A 15,224-nucleotide genomic window follows, 5' to 3' on the forward strand; every position below is an offset into this window, starting at 1 on the left:
CGGGCCCGGTCAGTGCACGTCGACGGTGAACGCCGCGACGTGCACCGTGCTCGAGACCCGGAACTCGGCGAACAGCCGGTAACGGCCGGGGCCAGGCGGGGTCCACCGGAAACGGGCGGTACCGGCTGCCGGGTCCGGCTCGGCGTGGGTGTGCAGGTACGCTACGTCACCCTCGCTGAACGCCACCAGGTGGGCGGCGGCTCCCAGATACGGTTCGAGCCGGGTCGGCGTGCCAGCCGGGTCGCTCACCCGTACCGTGACCGGGCCCTCGCTTCCGGCGGTGGGAGAGCCGTCCAGCTGTACCGTCAGATGGCCGGTCTCCACCTGTGGGGCCGGCGGCGGCAGGGGATCCTGCAGTTGTTCTCCGGCGACCGTCAGGTCGACGCCCAGCGTCACCGGCAGCGGTTGCCCGCCGACGACCGCGGTGAAATCGGCTATCGCCCGGTAACCGCCCGGGCCGGGAAGCGTCAGGTCGGTGTTCCAGATGCCGTCCGGAGCCATCGCCGGGTGCAGGTGCTGGAATCCGGTCAGATCCCGGCGGATCACGATCAGGTGCAGCAGACTGTCGTGCACCTTCGTGTAGGCGGTGACCGGCGCGCCGCCGGCCGCGAGGATCCGGAACCGGAGTGGCCGTGGCCGCCCGGCCTCGAAAGCTGTCGCCTCGGGGGCGAGAGTCAGCCCGTATGCGGTCCGTGCGAGACCGGCCGGGTCCGCCGCGCCGGATGCGGTCCCGTGTTGGTGGACGGGCGCACCGGTCACATAGAACACCGAGTCCGGAACCGGCCCGGCCGATGCCACCGGTGGTACCGGGGGCGCGGGCGAGTCGACGGTCCGGCCGGCGACGAATCCGGCGAGCAGGGCGATGCCGAGAGCGGCACCGGCCCGGAATCCGGCCCATCCGCCCGGCCCGCACTGGTTCGTTCCGTTCGTTCCGTTCGCTCCGGCCGTCTCCGGAGAGGCGGCTACGGAGTCATTGTCGGTCATCGGCACGTCCGGATGTTCGGTTGATCGGCTACCTCTCCAGACTGGGCGATGGCATTCCGGCTTTGCCGTCGATCCCAGGTTTTGCCACGGAGGACCGTGTGGTCCGGCGCCCTTGAGGGGCGCCGGACCGGCGGAGAATCAGGCGTCGACCTCGGGACGACCCTCGGCCCGATCACCTGCGTCGCCGGCTCGCGGTCGCCGCCGCGGTCGCCCTGCTCGCCGAGCATCTCCAGCTCAAAGCCGTCGCCGAAGGCAGCGAACACCAGGAACAACTGGAGCGGCTGCGGGACATGGGGTACCGCTACGGACAGGGCTTCCTGATGGCCCGGCCGCTGCCCGCCGCCGACTGCGGCGCGCTGATGGCGGACGCCCCGGTACACGTCGCGTAGGTTGCACCCATGACCGTCATCACCGGCCATGTACGCACCTTCTACCAGCTCCTGCTCAACACCGGGCTGGTGTCGGTCATCAACTTCACGGTGTGGTTCGCCGTCACGTTCTGGACCTACCTCCAGACGAAGTCGGTATTCGCCACCGGCCTGATCTCCGGCATCTTCCTGGTGCTGACCGCGTTCACCGGAATCTGGTTCGGCAGCCTCGTCGACAACCATCGCAAGAAGACCGTCCTGCAGGGCTCGGCCGTCGCCTCGCTGGTGTTCTACGGCAGCGCGCTCGCGGTCTACCTGGTGGTTCCCGAGGCGGCGTTCCGGGACCCGGCCGACGCGCGGCTCTGGGCGTTCGTCCTGCTGCTGATGTCCGGGGTGATCGCCGGCAACATCCGCACCATCGCCCTGCCCACCCTGGTCACCCTGCTCATCGACGAGGACCGCCGGGACCGGGCCAACGGCCTCGTCGGCACCGTCTCCGGCACCACGTTCCTGGTGACGTCGGTGATCTCCGGGGTGCTGGTGGCCTTCGACGGGATGCTCTCGGTGCTGCTTTTGGCCCTGGTGGTGCTCGGGCTGTCGGTGCTGCACCTGGTCTTCGTGCCGATCCCGGAGATGGTGTCGCCGCACGAATCCGGCGCCACCTCCGGCATCGACGTCCGCGGCACACTGCGGATCATCGCGGGCGTGCCCGGCCTGTTCGCGCTGATCCTGTTCAGCACGCTCAACAACTTCCTCGGCGGCGTGTTCATGGCCCTCGCCGACGCGTACGGCCTGTCCCTGGTCTCGGTCCAGGCTTGGGGTCTGCTCTGGGGTGTGCTCAGCACCGGCATGATCATCGGCGGCATCGCGGTGTCCCGCACCGGCCTCGGCAAACGCCCGCTGCGCCTGCTGCTGCTGATCAACATGGTGCTGTGGGCGATCATCATGATCTTCCCGCTGTGGGCGTCGATCATCCCGATGGCGATCGGCATGTACCTGTACATGCTGCTCATGCCCTACGCGGAAGCCGCCGAGCAGACCATTCTGCAGCGGGTGGTGCCGTACGAACGTCAGGGCCGGGTCTTCGGCCTCGCCCAGAGTGTCGAACAGGCCGCGTCACCCCTGACCGCGTTCCTGATCTCGCCGATCACCCAGTTCATCTTCATCCCGTTCATGTCCGACGGCGGAGCCGGGGCCGCGGCCATCGGATCCTGGTTCGGCACCGGAGCCGACCGGGGAATCGCCCTGGTCTTCGTCCTGACCGGTGTCCTCGGCATCCTGGCCACCGCGATCGCCCTGGCCAGTCGCCCGTACCGGGCGCTGTCCGCCCGGGTGGCCTCAGCGGAACCCGAACCTGCCCCGGCCTGAGCGGAGGTGAACCGGTGCGTGCGGCTCGTTTCGCTAGGGTGCTGCGATGGCCGCCGCAGAGGGAAGCATCCGGATCGCCGTCGCGCAGACAACGGTCACCACCGACCCCGGTGTGAACGGTGCGGCCGTCCGTGCCGCGATGCGCCGGGCCGCGGACCAGGGCGCGCGCCTGGTGCATTTCGGGGAGGGCGCCCTGTCCGGCTATGCCGGGGCCGCCAAGTCGCACTACACCGGCTGGTCCATCGACTGGGCGCCGGTCGCCGCGGAACTGCGCCGCACCATGGCCCTGGCCGCCGAACTGGGGATCTGGGTGGTGCTGGGCGGCAACCACCGGTTGACCGGCGCGAACCGGCCCCACAACTCACTCTGGGTGATCAACGACCGTGGTGAACTCGCCGACCGTTACGACAAACGGTTCCTGTCGCACTCCGAGGTCACCGGCTTCTACACACCCGGCGACCATGCCTGTGTCTTCGACGTGGACGGTTTCCGGTTCGGGTGCCTGCTCTGCATCGAGGTGAACTTCCCCGAACTGTGGATGGAACAGCTGACACTCGGCGTGGACTGTGTGCTCTTCTCCACGTACTCCGACGATCCGATCTTCGAGATCATCGCCCGTGGCCACGCCGCCGCCAACAATTTCTGGGTCAGCATCGCGCTGCCCGCCCAGTGCGCACCGTCCGGCCCGTCCGCGCTGGTCGGCCCGCACGGCTACCTGCTGCGCCAGGCCCGCCCGGACAGCCCGGACGTGATCTGCGCCGACCTGAACCGCGCCGACCCCACACTCGACTTCGCCCTCAACAAGGCCCGCCCGTGGCGCGGGACCGCCCGCGCCGGCCACCTCTACACCACCCACCAGACCTCCGATCCCCGGAGCGCCGACCGAACCGCCATCTGAGTCGGACCGGCCATCAGCCGGACGAAGGGCCTTTCCGGGACTTCTTACGTCAAGCGGACGCCAAGTGCACGCCAAGTACCCGGCAAACGCCCGGTGCCACGATCTCCGCAAGCCGGCACCGGCCGGCTGTCGGATCGATCGTGAGGAGTTCGCGATGAAGATGTTCAACGCGCTCGGGGACCGCCTGCTGGGCCTGGTCCTGCCCACCGCCACGGTGTCGGCGGCCTCCGCTCTCGCCTGCTGGGACACCGGCGTGAGCTGCGGCGTCAGCAAGACCCGCTACTGCTGCGACAGCGGCAACTGCTACTGCGTCTGCCACTGCTGATCCGCTCGCGGGCCGGGCGGCCGTCGTGCCGTCCGGTTCCGCCTCACGACGGAGGTTCCATGGCGTACGTCGAGATCTGCGGCCGTCTCCTGATCGGCGCGGTCTTCCTGTGGGCGGTGGCCGGCAAACTGCGCGGCCGGGGGTCCTTCACTGCTTTCGCCGAGTCGATCCGGGCCATGCCGGGTGTCCCGAAACGGCGCCTGCGCGTGGTCGCGGCCCTGACCGTCACGGCCGAGGCCGCGGTGCCGTTCCTGTTGCTGTCCGAGATCACCGCGCCGGCCGGGCTGCTGCTGGCCATCGGCCTGCTGGCCGTCTTCGTCACCGCGATCGCGGCGGCGTTGCGGCAGCGCACCATGGCCACCTGTCAGTGTTTCGGCTCGGCTCCGGTCACGTTGGGCCGCCGGCATCTGATCCGCAACGGACTGCTCGTGACCGTGGCGCTGGCCGCTCTCGCCGGTACCGCCGACCAGACCCCGGCGGCACCGGCCGGAGTGCTGATCGCAGTCTCGGCCGGACTGCTGGGGACGGTGCTGATCGTGTTCTTCGACGAACTCGTCGGACTGTTCGCCGCCCCGCGCGGGGCTCTCCCAGGGAGACCAGGATGATCTTCATTGTCGCGGCCCTCGTGCTCGTCGGGCTGCTCGGTGTACTCAATCTCGCCCTCAGCATCGGCATCATCCGCCGGCTGCGGGAACAGCAGGACCAGGAACCCCGGCAGACCGGCCGCCCGGACCCGGTGCTGCCGCCCGGCGCTATCGCCGGCCCGTTCACCGCGACCACCGTGGACGGCGAACCGGCCGGCACGTCCCCGGCCCTGGTCGGGTTCTTCTCCCCGGGCTGCGGATCGTGTGCCGAGTTGCTGCCCGCCTTCACCTCCTACGCGGCCCGGACGCCCGGCGGCCGGGAGCGGGTGCTCGCGGTGATCTCCGGCCCGGAGGAGATGGCCACCGAATATCTCGACGCACTGGCGCCGGTGGCTCAGGTCGTGCTCGCGTCACCGGGCGCGCCGGTGCTGGCCGCCTTCCAGACGAAGGCCTACCCGGCCGTCTACCTGCTCGGTGACGACCGCCGGGTGCTGTTCAGCGGTGGCCGGATCGACGACTTCCCGGCGCAGGTACCCGCCCTTCCCACGCTGCCCGCGGCACTGCAGCCGTCCATCGGGGATCTCCAGCCGTCGGCTGGGGCGTGATGGCCGGGTTGCGGTCCGCGGCGGCGCAGGCCACCAGCCTGACGGTACGGGCGGCGCCCGCCGTGGTCGCCGGATATCTCCTGGTCGCGGTGCTGGAGTCGGCGGCCCCGGTGGCCACCGCCTGGCTGACCAAACTGATCCTGGACGGGCTGACCGCCGGATCCGGTGTGCCGCTGGGGCTGATCGGGGGACTGGCGGCGACCGGTGTGGTCGCCGGGCTCGCCGGTCCGGCCGGTGGCTACCTGCGCGTCGAACTCGGCCGGCGGGTCCGGCTGCACGCCACGGACGTCCTGTTCGCGGCCACCGAACGGTTCACCGGGCTGAGCCGGTTCGAGAACCCCCGCTTCCTCGACCGGCTCCGCCTCGCCCAGCAAGGTGTGGACAGCTCACCCGACTTCGTCACCGGGTTGTTCGGACTCGGCCGGGGCACGCTGACGCTTATCGGATTCGTCGCCGCACTGCTGGTGCTGAGCCCGATCATGACCGGGATCGTGCTGGCCGCCGGCGTACCCATGCTGGTCATCGAGATCCTGCTGTCCCGCCGCCGGGCGGCGGTCACCTGGCAGGTGGGGCCGACCGAACGCCGCGAACTCTTCTACCGCACCCTGCTGACCGATGTGGACGCGGCGAAGGAGATCCGGCTGTTCGGTTCGGGGTCGTTCCTGCGAGCCCGGATGACCACCGAGCGGAAGACCGCGGACCGGGTGCACCGGCGGATGGAACTGCGGACGCTGCGAGCGGAGGGCCTTCTGGCCGCGCTGACCGCCGTGATCGCCGGGGGAGGCCTGTTCTGGGCGGTGCTGGCCGCCGTCCGAGGCGCTCTCACCGTCGGTGACGTGTCGATGTTCGTCGCTGCCGTCGTCGGTGTTCAGGGCGCTCTCCGCTCGGTGGTGTCCGAACTCGCCGCCACCCACCACAGCCTTCTGCTGTTCGGCCACTATCGGGCCGTCGTGCATGCCGGCCCCGATCTGCCCGAGCCCGCTCACTCGCGGGAACTGCCGGAACTGCGGCAGGGCCTGCGACTGCGGGACGTCTGGTTCCGCTACGGCGACGACCACCCGTGGATCCTGCGGGGCGTCGACCTGTTCATCCCGCACGGCTCGACGGTCGCCCTGGTGGGGTTGAACGGCGCCGGCAAGAGCACCCTGGTCAAACTGTTGTGCCGGTTCTACGACCCGCAGCAGGGCTCGATCACCTGGGACGGCGTCGACCTGCGCGACGTGCCGGCCGGGCGGCTGCGCGACCGGATCAGCGCGGTCTTCCAGGACCACATGAACTACGACCTGACCGCCGCCGAGAACATCGCCCTGGGCGACATCGGCTCCCTGATCGCTGGTTCCCACCGCGGGGACGATCGGATTCGGGGCGCTGCCGAACGTGCCGGTGTCCATGACCTCCTCGCCGGGCTGCCCCGCGGCTACGACACCTTGCTGACCAGGCTGTTCTTCGAAGGCCTGGGAGACAGTGACGGGGCCGAGACCGGGGTGGTGCTGTCCGGTGGTCAGTGGCAGCGCCTCGCCCTGGCCCGGGCCCTGGTCCGGGACCGCCGTGACCTGATGATCCTCGACGAGCCGAGTTCCGGCCTCGACCCGCAGGCCGAGCACGACGTGCACGAACGGGTTCGTGAACACCGGTCCGGCGCCACCAGCCTGCTCATCTCGCACCGCCTGAACACGGTCCGCAGCGCGGATCTGATCGTCGTCCTGTCCGACGGCCGCATCCTCGAACAGGGCGACCACGACACCCTGATGGCGGCTGGCGGCAGCTACGCCCAGTTGTTCACCCTGCAATCGGAGGGCTACCGCGATGAGCTGGTCCGCTAGCACCGCCCCACCCGTCGATTCTCGTGGGCGGCGGGTGCCGGCCGTACTCCGCGAGTGCTGGGCCGCGATCTTCCGCCGGCGCTGGGTCGCCGTCGTCGACGGGCGCAGCATGGAACCGACGCTGAGTGAAGGCGACCGGCTGCTGATCCGCAGGTGCGCCCCGGCCGGGGTGCGCCGGGGCGACATCGTGGTGGCCCGTGAGCCGCTGTCCACCCTGCCGGGCCGGCTGGTGGTCAAACGTGCGGTGGCCGTGCCGGGCGATCCGGTTCCGCCCCGGCTCGGACTCGCCGGTGACGTAGTCCCGGAGGGGGCGCTGGTCGTGCTCGGCGACAACCCGGACCAGAGCCGCGACTCCCGGGACTTCGGTTACCTGCCCGCCTCCCATCTGCTCGGAGTGGCCGTCCGGACCCTGATCACTTGAGCAGGAGTTCGGCGGCGGAGATGCAGTTCTCCAGCGAGCGGCGCATCTGCAGGCGCTGTTCCTCGGCGATCGTCTCCTGCCGGTTGTAGAAGCCGATCAGGCCCCGCATCCCCTCGACGATCTTGTCTACGTGATCGACCGGCTCGGAGTCGGGTTCCAGCAGGACCCGATGCAGGCGCTGCACCTCCGGGCCCGGGTCGACGCCGAGCGTTCCCACCAGGTGTTCGCGCAGCCGGCGGTAGGCGTCGAGAGCCTCCGCCGGGCGCCCGCACCGGTGCAGGGCGATCATCAACTGGGTGGTCAGTTGTTCGGCGCCGGGGTACTCGACGACGGCGCCGGCCAGGACCTCCACCACGTCGTGCGGGCGGTCCAGGCCCAGCAGGGCATGCGCGTGCGCGCCCAGCAAGGTCAGCCGCTCGCTGGCCAGGCCGGCCCGCACCCGATCGGCCCAGTCACCGGTCATCCCGGCCAGTGGCTCGCCCTGCCACAGGATCAATCCGGCCGCCGCCAGCCGGGCCGCGCCGGTGAAGTCGTCGCCCGCCAGCCGGGCCCGTGCCTCCCGAGACAGCTCCCGGGCCCGGTTGAGGTCCACTTCCGGGCCGGGGACAGTCAGACGATAGCCGTCTCCGGCCCGGTCCAGGCGAGCCGTCCCGTTCGGTTCCGCGGCCCGTCGTAACACCTTCCGCAGCCTGGTCACATAGGACTGGACACTGGTTCTCGCCGCCGCCGGCGGATCGTCCGACCACACCCTTTCGATCAGCACGTTGACCGGAACCGGCAACCCCACCGAGAACGCCAGGGCGGCCAGGACCGCCCGTTGTTTCGGCGGACCGACCGGCACCTGTTCTCCGTGCGCCAACAATTCCACCGGCCCCAACAGCCGTAACTCCACCGCTGCCTCCCCCGTGAGACACCCATGCCTGATCAGCACGGCCCACAGTGCCCCCTCGTGGGTGATCACTATGGAGATCGGCATCGATACTATGCGTTGTCGAACGGTGGGGCGGAGGTCTGTCCACAGGGGCCGGACGTGCGCTGTCCGGCCGGCGTGCATCATGCCTGGCCGTGACCGAGACCGGACGTGTTGCAACAAGTCGGAAAAGATTCGTGGATCTCGGACGGCAGCGAGCCGATGCCGGGTGGCCGGCGCAGCGGGCCGGATGCCGAGCGGGCGGCCGGAAACGAACGGGCCCGGCCGCGACAGCGACCGGGCCCATTCGGAAACCGGAGATCAGGCGTCGACCTCGGGACGGCCCTCGGCCGCCCACAGGGTGTGGAACGAGCCGGGCTTGTCCACCCGCTGATAGGTGTGCGCCCCGAAGAAGTCGCGCTGCCCCTGGATCAGGGCGGCCGGCAGCCGGGAGGCACGCAGGCTGTCGTAGTAGGCGAGCGCCGACGAGAAGCCCGGCGCCGGGATGCCCTGCTGGGCCGCGGTCACCGCGACACGCCGCCACGCGTCCTGCGCACCGGACACCGCGTCGAGGAAGTACTGGTCGACGAGCAGGGTGGGCAGGGTCGGGTTCTTGTCGTACGCCTGCTTGATGAAGTCGAGGAACTTGGCCCGGATGATGCAGCCGTCCCGCCAGATCTTGGCCATCGCACCGGGGTCGATGTCCCAGCCGTACTCCTTGCTGGCCGCCTGGATCTGCTGGAAGCCCTGCGCGTACGCCACGATCTTCGAGGCGAACAGCGCCTGCTCCACGTCGGCCCGCAGGTCACCGGCGTGCTGACCGGTCACCGCCGGGCCGGGCAGACCCGCGTCGGTGGCCGCGGTGCGCTCCGGCACGCCACCGGAGATGGCCCGCGCGAACACCGACTCGGCGATGCCGGAAACCGGAACACCCAGATCAAGCGCCGCTTGTACGGTCCACCGGCCGGTGCCCTTCTGCTCGGCCCGGTCCACGACGATGTCCACGAACGGCTTGCCGGTCGCCGCGTCGACCTGCTTGAGCACCTCGGCGGTGATCTCGATCAGGTACGAGCCCAGCCGGCCCTCGTTCCAGTTCGTGAAGATGCCGGCGATCTCGGCGGGGGAGTGCCCGCCCACCTGACGGAGCAGGTCGTACGCCTCGGCGATGAGCTGCATGTCCGCGTACTCGATGCCGTTGTGCACCATCTTCACGAAGTGCCCGGCGCCGTCCGGGCCGACGTGCACACAACACGGCTCGCCGTCGACCTTCGCCGCGATGTCCTCCAGCAGCGGGCCGAGAGCCTCGTACGACTCCTTCGGCCCACCCGGCATGATGCTCGGGCCGTGCAGCGCGCCCTCCTCGCCACCGGAGACACCGGCGCCGACGAAGTGCAGGCCCTTCGCCTTGAGGGCCGCCTCCCGCCGCCGGGTGTCCGCGTAGTGCGCGTTACCCGCGTCGATCAGCATGTCGCCCTCTTCGAGAAGCGGGGCGAACTCGTCGATCACGGCGTCGGTGGCCGGACCGGCCTTCACCATGATCACCACGCGGCGCGGGCGCTCCAGGCTGGCCACGAACTGCTCGGCGGACTCGGCCGGGAGGAACGTGCCCTCGTGACCGAACTCCTCGACGAGTTCCTTGGTGCGGCCGTAGGACCTGTTGTGCAACGCCACCGTGTGTCCGTGCCGGGCGAAGTTACGAGCCAGGTTACGGCCCATGACCGCCAGGCCGGTGACACCGATCTGCGCCTTCTGCGACATCGTTTAACGTCCTTCCTCGTTACCCGCCCGTTACGGGCCCCGCGGTCATTCTTACGGGATCGGAGCCCGGTCGGTTCGATCACGTCCACAGGTTGAACAGCTCAAGTGCCCGCCGCGGTGACCGATCGCATCTGCGTGACCCGGTTTCCCGCCATGACGGCCTTCCTCGTGGTGGCCCTCGCGTGCACGGCGGCCATCCCGGTGATCGCCGCCGAGGACCGGCACCCCCTGTTTGTCATAGTCGCACTGTTCGACCTGGTCGCGGTGCTGATGGTGGTACGCCGGGCCCCTCGCGGCGACCGCACACCCTTCGTCCACCTGACCTTCGGGGTCCTCTGGCTGCTGGTCAACATCGTGCTGGCCTGGATCGGCGGCGACACCGTCATCATGGTCGCCGACCTGGTGCTGGTCGCCAGCAACCTGCACCTGCTGGCCGGCGCGGTCACCCTGGTGCTGCGGCGCGCCCGTGGCGACGTCGGCGGGCTGGTCGACGCCGCCGTGATGGCGATCGTCCTGTGCGCCCTGATCTGGACCGTGCTGCTGCAACCGGGACTCAACGCGGCCAGCGTCGCTTTGCTCCAGCAGACCAATCTGCTGGCCAGCATCCTGCTGCTCTCCGGCGTGCTGGGTGCGCTCATCCGCGCCGTCCGGCTATCCGCGTCCCGCCCGGCCGCGCTCACTCTGTTGGCCGCGGCGGTCCTCTGCGATCTGGTCGCCTACATCTTCTCGATCACCGCGACCGGCACCGTCACCACCCAGACGGCACTGCCGGTCAACGACATGTTCTTCATGGCCGGGTACGGGTTGCTCGGGCTCGCCGCGCTGCACCCGTCCGCCCCGTTGCTGGCCCGTCCCGGACCGGTCCCGCCCGACCGGCTGCGGGTGGTGCTGCTCACCGCGGCCGTCACCGTGGTACCGACCGTCGCCGGAGTTCGCGACATCCTCGGCGTCCGCAGCGACGCCGCCCTGCTCACCGTCGGCAACCTGCTGATCGTGGGCCTGGTCGCGTTCCGGGTCGCCCGGCTCGGCCGGCAGCGGGAGGCCGCCGAACTACGGCTGCGGCACCAGGCCACCCACGACCTGCTGACCGGCCTGCCCAACCGGGCCGAACTGTGGCACCGTCTCGACGCCGCGCTCAGCCGCGAACAGCAGTCCGGCCGCCCGGCGGTGGTCCTGCTGTTCTGCGACCTCAACGGCTTCAAACAGGTCAACGACCGGCTCGGGCACCTGGCCGGCGACCTGCTGCTGACCGAGGTGGCGACCCGGTTCCGGGCCGGGCTCACCGGGTCGGACGTCGTCACCCGGTACGGCGGTGACGAATTCGTGCTGATCAGCGAAGACGAGGACCAGCAGGCGGCCGCCGACCGGCTCACCGCGCACATCCGGGCCGCCCTGAACCGGCCGATCCCACTCGGCGGCGAGGACATCCGGGTCGGCACCAGCATCGGCGCGGTCCTGTCCGACGGCCGCCGCGACGCCGACGACCTGATCCGGCACGCCGACCAGGCGATGTACGACGAGAAAGCGCTGCGCCGGGCGGCCTGAGCGAGGGAGTCCTACGCCAGGCGGTCTGTGGTGAAGTGCTTTGCCGCCGGCGTGTGGAGAAGCCGGGTTGGGCGGGTCAGATCTCGAAGAGTTCGCGCATCGCCGCGACCAGCCGGACCATGCTCGCGCCGGTCACCATGCCGATCCGCTCGGCGCCCGTGGAAGCGGGCAGACGGCGCAGCCGGTTGATCACGACCACCCCGGTTATCGGGTCCTGCTCGGTCAGGGCCACCGCGTACGGCGGCAGTTCGGTGGCGCCGCGCTGACGAACGATCGGGGCGCAGAACGGGGCCGCGTTCTTCCGCTCGTTGTGACTGTCGCCGGAGAGCACCAGGACGCGGTAGCGCAGGTCCGCGCGGTCACCGATGGTCCAGATCTCGCCGCGTCTCATCTCAGCATGATCCGGAGATCGGCGCGGTCCGGCTCGGCATGGCAGGAAGCGTACCGCCGCACCGATCTCCCTCGCGCCCGGGTGCGAGGCTACCGGCGAGTCACCAGGCACGTCATCTGCCTATCGCGAATCCTCTTCATGATAGGCGGCCGGGCACGGTTCGTGACCGACAGCAGCGCCACCCGTTCCGCCCGCGGCCAGCCCGCCCGCGAGCGCCCCGAAGCACCCGCGCCCGGTCAGCCGGACACACCCGAAACCCGCGCCGGCACCACACCCCGACGAGACCGCAGTCACACCCACTCACCCGGGCGTGTCCCTCACCGCCCGAGCCCCACACACCGAGCCACAAGCCGAACCGCATTCCCGGCCCACGCAGGCCGACGTGCCGTCTTGTGTGGTGGGTTGGGGTGCGGTTCGAGCCGTAACTCGGCACGCGTGGTGGGGTGCCGCTTTGTGTGCCGAGTAGGGGTGCGGATCGAGCCGCAACCCACCGCACAAGGCGTGGCGGGGGTGGTGGCGAATCGGGTGCTGGGCGGGTGGACTGGGGTTTGGTGAGGGACGCATTCGGCCCGGCGGTCGCGGGGTGGCCTGGACGGGCCGCCTTCGTCGCGGGGAGGGGGCGGGGCTTTGGGCTGGCGTACCGGAAAAGGGTTGGGGGGTTCAGGGGGCCGCCTGGGTCGAGTGTGGAGATTCGCGGGGGAGGGGTGGGGGCCGAACGTCGGACGCCCGACCGGGTGACCTGGGGGATCTGTGGTCCTCCGCAGGTACTCGGCCGGATGATCGGGGGATGTGAACGGGCCGTGCGCTGGCGTAAGCAGGAAGCTGGAGCGCGGGAGGTCGTTGGTGGTGGGTCGGGCGTTGGCGCAAGCGGTGGGCAGGCCGCGTGTCGAACCGGTGTGGGGGACGGTGGACGGTGGGCGGGTCGCACTGGAACGTGCGGTCGGGTTGCTCGCCGGTCGGGCACGGTGCCGGCTGGCGGAGGCGCATCGTCATCTGGTTCGGACGGCGGCGGAGCAGCGCTGTGACGTGGCTGATCTGGCGCGGCGGGTGATCCGGTTGCTGGACACGGCGGAGGCGATCCGGATTCCGGTGATGGAGCGGCGGCGGCCTGGAGGCGACGGGTTGCCGGGTGCGGCCGGCTTGCCGGACAGGGCCGGATCGTCGGATGCGGCCGGGTCGCCGAGGGGCGACATGGCCGGGTTGCCGAGGCTCGACGGGATGCCCAGGACGGACGGGATGCCGGGGGCGGACGGGGACGGGCTGCCGGAGGTGGAGACGGTTTCGGAGCTGGTGGCGGCGGCCCTGGTTGATCCGGCTCCGGTCCTGGTGGCGGCTGAACCGCCGGGGCGACGGTTCACGCCGTGGCTGGCCACCGTGCAGGGGGTGCTTGACTCGTTGCCGGGTATGACCGGGTATCTGACTGGGGAACGGGACGCCGACGGGAACCTGACCGAGCTGGTGTGGGCGGCGGCCAGTCCGGAAGCGGTGACCAGCGACGGCCGGCGGGGTGCGCAGCTGATCGGGTCGCCGCTGCGCCGGCAGATGATCACCGAGGAGCGCTGGCAGGCCTATCAGCGGGTTCTCGACACCGGGGAGCCGGCTGATCTGGGGCCGGTGCGCATCGGTGGTGCCGACTTCGTGATCCGGGCGGGGCGGCTCGGGCCGGGGCTGCTGATCAGCTGGGAGCGGGCGGCGGGGCCACGGGACGCGGACCGGCTGGCCGAGGTGGAGCGGACTCTGGCGGCCGAACATGACCTGGCCGGCCGTCTGCAGCGGATCATCCTGCCGATTCCGGCGGAGCCGCTCGATCTGCCGGGGTTGCGGGTGGCGTTGCGTTATCTGCCGGCCACTCAGGAGACGATGGTCGGCGGTGACTGGTTCCACGCGGCGGCGCTCAGTGACGGGTCGACGCTGCTGGCGGTCGGTGACGTGGCGGGGCACGGTACCCACGCGGCGACCGTGATGGCTCAGCTCCGGCACGCGCTGCGGGCCCTGTCGGTGGTCACCAGCGACCCGGGGACCCTTCTCGAACACCTCAACCAGCTGACCTGTGAACTGGGCGCGGACGATTCGGAACTGGCGGCCACCGCGGTGATCGCCCGGTTCGATCCGTCCCGCGGTGAGCTGGTGTGGGCGCAGGCGGGGCATCCGCCGCCGCTGCTGAACCGGCGCGGCTACACCGCACCGCTGGCCCGCCCGCCCGGTCCGATGCTGGGGGTGGTGGAGAACGCCCGGTACGCGAACGCGGTCGCCGGGTTCGACTCCGGGGACGTGCTGCTGCTCTACACCGACGGCCTGGTCGAACATCGGCGGCGCAGCCTGGACGTGGGGCTGGACGCGCTGATCACCACGGTCGACGACGCGGTGCGGGCGGCTCCCCGGCAGCCGCTCGGCGAGTTGTTGGGCCGGTTGCAGCGCGCCAACCCGGATGACGACACGTGCATCCTGGCCGCCCGTCCCGGTGTTGCATGATCGTAGGGTGCAACCTTCGGTCTCCTGTGTTTTCGTGTGTCACGACGGCGACGGCCGGATTCTGCTGGCCCGCCGGTCCGCCCGGGCCCGCGACGAGCCGGGCGCCTGGGACTGCGGGGCCGGGGCGCTCGAGTTCGGGGAGACGTTCGAGGCCGCGGTGACCCGGGAGGTCGGCGAGGAGTACTCGGCGCGTCCTCTGGAGATCCGGCAGCTCGGGGTCCGTAACGTGCTGCGCGCGGACCCGCCGTCGCACTGGGTCGCGGTGGTCTTCGCGGTGCTCGTCGACCCGGCCGGGGTGCGGATCGGGGAGCCGGACAAGTTCGACGAGCTGGCCTGGTTCACCCCGGCGGCGTTGCCGTCGCCGTTGCACTCGCAGTTGCCCGCGACGCTGGCCCTGTTCCGATGACGCCGGTCGTCCTGGACGGTGGGGACCGTCGCTGTGTGCTGCTGCTCATCGAGTTGCGCAAACTCACCACGACGCTGCCCGCGGACACGGTGATCCATCTGATCGCCACCGATCCGGCCGCGCCGATCGACCTGCCGGCCTGGTGTCATCTGACCGGGCACGGCTATCTGGGCCCGGTGCAAGGTCAAGACCGTCCGACATTTGCGGTACGGGTGACAGCGGGCGCCGTGACCACGGACTCCGCCCGGCCCTGGCATCCGCCGGCTCGCTGACCGGAAGTCTTACCCGGAGCGCGTTCTCTGCGGAGTCGCCGGAAACCGGTCCCGAGACCGGATCTGCTCAGCGGGAGCGTTTCCGTAGAACGGC

General features: G+C 70.6%; 16 protein-coding genes. 12 read left to right on the forward strand and 4 right to left on the reverse strand.

From position 1 onward, the window contains the following. Positions 1-9: 9 nt before the first annotated feature. Positions 10-984, reverse strand: coding sequence for a hypothetical protein (locus BLU81_RS02305; protein ID WP_197686098.1), 975 nt, complete (start codon positions 982-984; stop codon positions 10-12). 176 nt (positions 985-1,160) lie between these two features. Here BLU81_RS02305 and BLU81_RS51375 point away from each other — a divergent pair, with 176 nt between their 5' ends. The 8 genes from BLU81_RS51375 to BLU81_RS02345 all read left to right on the forward strand — a co-directional run bounded on the left by BLU81_RS51375 (position 1,161) and on the right by BLU81_RS02345 (position 7,376). Next, the gene (locus BLU81_RS51375) at positions 1,161-1,373 is read left to right on the forward strand and encodes an EAL domain-containing protein (RefSeq protein ID WP_269461091.1); all 213 of its coding nucleotides are present in this window, start codon (positions 1,161-1,163) and stop codon (positions 1,371-1,373) included. Positions 1,374-1,382: 9 nt separating this feature from the next. After that, positions 1,383-2,720: an MFS transporter gene (locus BLU81_RS02315; RefSeq protein ID WP_092541166.1), complete on the forward strand. Its 1,338-nt coding sequence runs from the start codon at positions 1,383-1,385 to the stop codon at positions 2,718-2,720. A gap of 46 nt (positions 2,721-2,766) precedes the next feature. Then, positions 2,767-3,618 carry a carbon-nitrogen hydrolase family protein gene (locus BLU81_RS02320; RefSeq protein ID WP_092541168.1) on the forward strand — a complete coding sequence of 284 codons (852 nt, stop codon included), beginning with the start codon at positions 2,767-2,769 and terminating at the stop codon, positions 3,616-3,618. 154 nt (positions 3,619-3,772) lie between these two features. Continuing rightward, positions 3,773-3,943 (forward strand): hypothetical protein, encoded by a 171-nt coding sequence (locus BLU81_RS02325; protein ID WP_157751115.1) that lies wholly within the window; start codon positions 3,773-3,775, stop codon positions 3,941-3,943. A gap of 59 nt (positions 3,944-4,002) precedes the next feature. Beyond that, positions 4,003-4,548 carry a MauE/DoxX family redox-associated membrane protein gene (locus BLU81_RS02330; RefSeq protein ID WP_092541172.1) on the forward strand — a complete coding sequence of 182 codons (546 nt, stop codon included), beginning with the start codon at positions 4,003-4,005 and terminating at the stop codon, positions 4,546-4,548. Then, on the forward strand, positions 4,545-5,132 hold the full coding sequence (locus BLU81_RS02335; protein WP_092541174.1) for a thioredoxin domain-containing protein: 588 nt from the start codon (positions 4,545-4,547) through the stop codon (positions 5,130-5,132). Before BLU81_RS02330 ends, BLU81_RS02335 begins: the two co-directional genes overlap by 4 nt. After that, on the forward strand, positions 5,132-6,955 hold the full coding sequence (locus BLU81_RS02340; protein ID WP_092541176.1) for an ABC transporter ATP-binding protein: 1,824 nt from the start codon (positions 5,132-5,134) through the stop codon (positions 6,953-6,955). The genes BLU81_RS02335 and BLU81_RS02340 overlap by 1 nt, the downstream gene beginning before the upstream one ends. Further along, positions 6,939-7,376: a S26 family signal peptidase gene (locus tag BLU81_RS02345; RefSeq protein ID WP_092541178.1), complete on the forward strand. Its 438-nt coding sequence runs from the start codon at positions 6,939-6,941 to the stop codon at positions 7,374-7,376. Before BLU81_RS02340 ends, BLU81_RS02345 begins: the two co-directional genes overlap by 17 nt. Here the strand turns inward: BLU81_RS02345 and BLU81_RS02350 are convergent. Then, the gene (locus BLU81_RS02350) at positions 7,369-8,352 is read right to left on the reverse strand and encodes an AfsR/SARP family transcriptional regulator (protein ID WP_172890484.1); all 984 of its coding nucleotides are present in this window, start codon (positions 8,350-8,352) and stop codon (positions 7,369-7,371) included. The genes BLU81_RS02345 and BLU81_RS02350 overlap by 8 nt on opposite strands. 255 nt (positions 8,353-8,607) lie before the next feature. Then, positions 8,608-10,044, reverse strand: coding sequence for an NADP-dependent phosphogluconate dehydrogenase (gene gndA / locus BLU81_RS02355; protein ID WP_092541182.1), 1,437 nt, complete (start codon positions 10,042-10,044; stop codon positions 8,608-8,610). A gap of 153 nt (positions 10,045-10,197) precedes the next feature. On the opposite strand from gndA, the gene BLU81_RS02360 reads away from it, so the two are divergent. Continuing rightward, positions 10,198-11,589: a GGDEF domain-containing protein gene (locus tag BLU81_RS02360; protein WP_157751117.1), complete on the forward strand. Its 1,392-nt coding sequence runs from the start codon at positions 10,198-10,200 to the stop codon at positions 11,587-11,589. 76 nt (positions 11,590-11,665) lie between these two features. On the opposite strand, the gene BLU81_RS02365 is transcribed toward BLU81_RS02360, so the two are convergent. Beyond that, entirely contained in the window at positions 11,666-11,980 is a 315-nt protein-coding gene (locus BLU81_RS02365) for a type II toxin-antitoxin system PemK/MazF family toxin (protein ID WP_092541186.1), read from the reverse strand. Between the two features lie 870 nt (positions 11,981-12,850). On the opposite strand from BLU81_RS02365, the gene BLU81_RS02370 reads away from it, so the two are divergent. The 3 genes from BLU81_RS02370 to BLU81_RS02380 are packed head-to-tail and all read left to right on the forward strand — an operon-like array spanning position 12,851 to position 15,130. After that, positions 12,851-14,452: a SpoIIE family protein phosphatase gene (locus tag BLU81_RS02370; protein WP_231954049.1), complete on the forward strand. Its 1,602-nt coding sequence runs from the start codon at positions 12,851-12,853 to the stop codon at positions 14,450-14,452. A gap of 7 nt (positions 14,453-14,459) precedes the next feature. Continuing rightward, positions 14,460-14,858: an NUDIX domain-containing protein gene (locus tag BLU81_RS02375; protein ID WP_197686099.1), complete on the forward strand. Its 399-nt coding sequence runs from the start codon at positions 14,460-14,462 to the stop codon at positions 14,856-14,858. Beyond that, complete coding sequence (locus tag BLU81_RS02380; protein ID WP_092541190.1) at positions 14,855-15,130, forward strand: sulfurtransferase TusA family protein; 276 nt, start codon at positions 14,855-14,857, stop codon at positions 15,128-15,130. Before BLU81_RS02375 ends, BLU81_RS02380 begins: the two co-directional genes overlap by 4 nt. Positions 15,131-15,224 lie beyond the last annotated feature (94 nt).

Origin of the sequence: Actinoplanes derwentensis (genome assembly GCF_900104725.1) — a bacterium.
Classification (GTDB): Bacteria; Actinomycetota; Actinomycetes; order Mycobacteriales; family Micromonosporaceae; genus Actinoplanes; species Actinoplanes derwentensis.

What these genes read in the sequence shown, in the direction of transcription:
- BLU81_RS02305 (WP_197686098.1), bottom strand. Translation starts at nt 984, where the DNA reads ATGACCGACAATGACTCCGTAGCCGCCTCTCCGGAGACGGCCGGAGCG.
- BLU81_RS02315 (WP_092541166.1), top strand. Translation starts at nt 1,383, where the DNA reads ATGACCGTCATCACCGGCCATGTACGCACCTTCTACCAGCTCCTGCTC.
- BLU81_RS02320 (WP_092541168.1), top strand. Translation starts at nt 2,767, where the DNA reads ATGGCCGCCGCAGAGGGAAGCATCCGGATCGCCGTCGCGCAGACAACG.
- BLU81_RS02325 (WP_157751115.1), top strand. Translation starts at nt 3,773, where the DNA reads ATGAAGATGTTCAACGCGCTCGGGGACCGCCTGCTGGGCCTGGTCCTG.
- BLU81_RS02330 (WP_092541172.1), top strand. Translation starts at nt 4,003, where the DNA reads ATGGCGTACGTCGAGATCTGCGGCCGTCTCCTGATCGGCGCGGTCTTC.
- BLU81_RS02335 (WP_092541174.1), top strand. Translation starts at nt 4,545, where the DNA reads ATGATCTTCATTGTCGCGGCCCTCGTGCTCGTCGGGCTGCTCGGTGTA.
- BLU81_RS02340 (WP_092541176.1), top strand. Translation starts at nt 5,132, where the DNA reads ATGGCCGGGTTGCGGTCCGCGGCGGCGCAGGCCACCAGCCTGACGGTA.
- BLU81_RS02345 (WP_092541178.1), top strand. Translation starts at nt 6,939, where the DNA reads ATGAGCTGGTCCGCTAGCACCGCCCCACCCGTCGATTCTCGTGGGCGG.
- BLU81_RS02350 (WP_172890484.1), bottom strand. Translation starts at nt 8,352, where the DNA reads ATGCCGATCTCCATAGTGATCACCCACGAGGGGGCACTGTGGGCCGTG.
- gndA (WP_092541182.1), bottom strand. Translation starts at nt 10,044, where the DNA reads ATGTCGCAGAAGGCGCAGATCGGTGTCACCGGCCTGGCGGTCATGGGC.
- BLU81_RS02360 (WP_157751117.1), top strand. Translation starts at nt 10,198, where the DNA reads ATGACGGCCTTCCTCGTGGTGGCCCTCGCGTGCACGGCGGCCATCCCG.
- BLU81_RS02365 (WP_092541186.1), bottom strand. Translation starts at nt 11,980, where the DNA reads ATGAGACGCGGCGAGATCTGGACCATCGGTGACCGCGCGGACCTGCGC.
- BLU81_RS02380 (WP_092541190.1), top strand. Translation starts at nt 14,855, where the DNA reads ATGACGCCGGTCGTCCTGGACGGTGGGGACCGTCGCTGTGTGCTGCTG.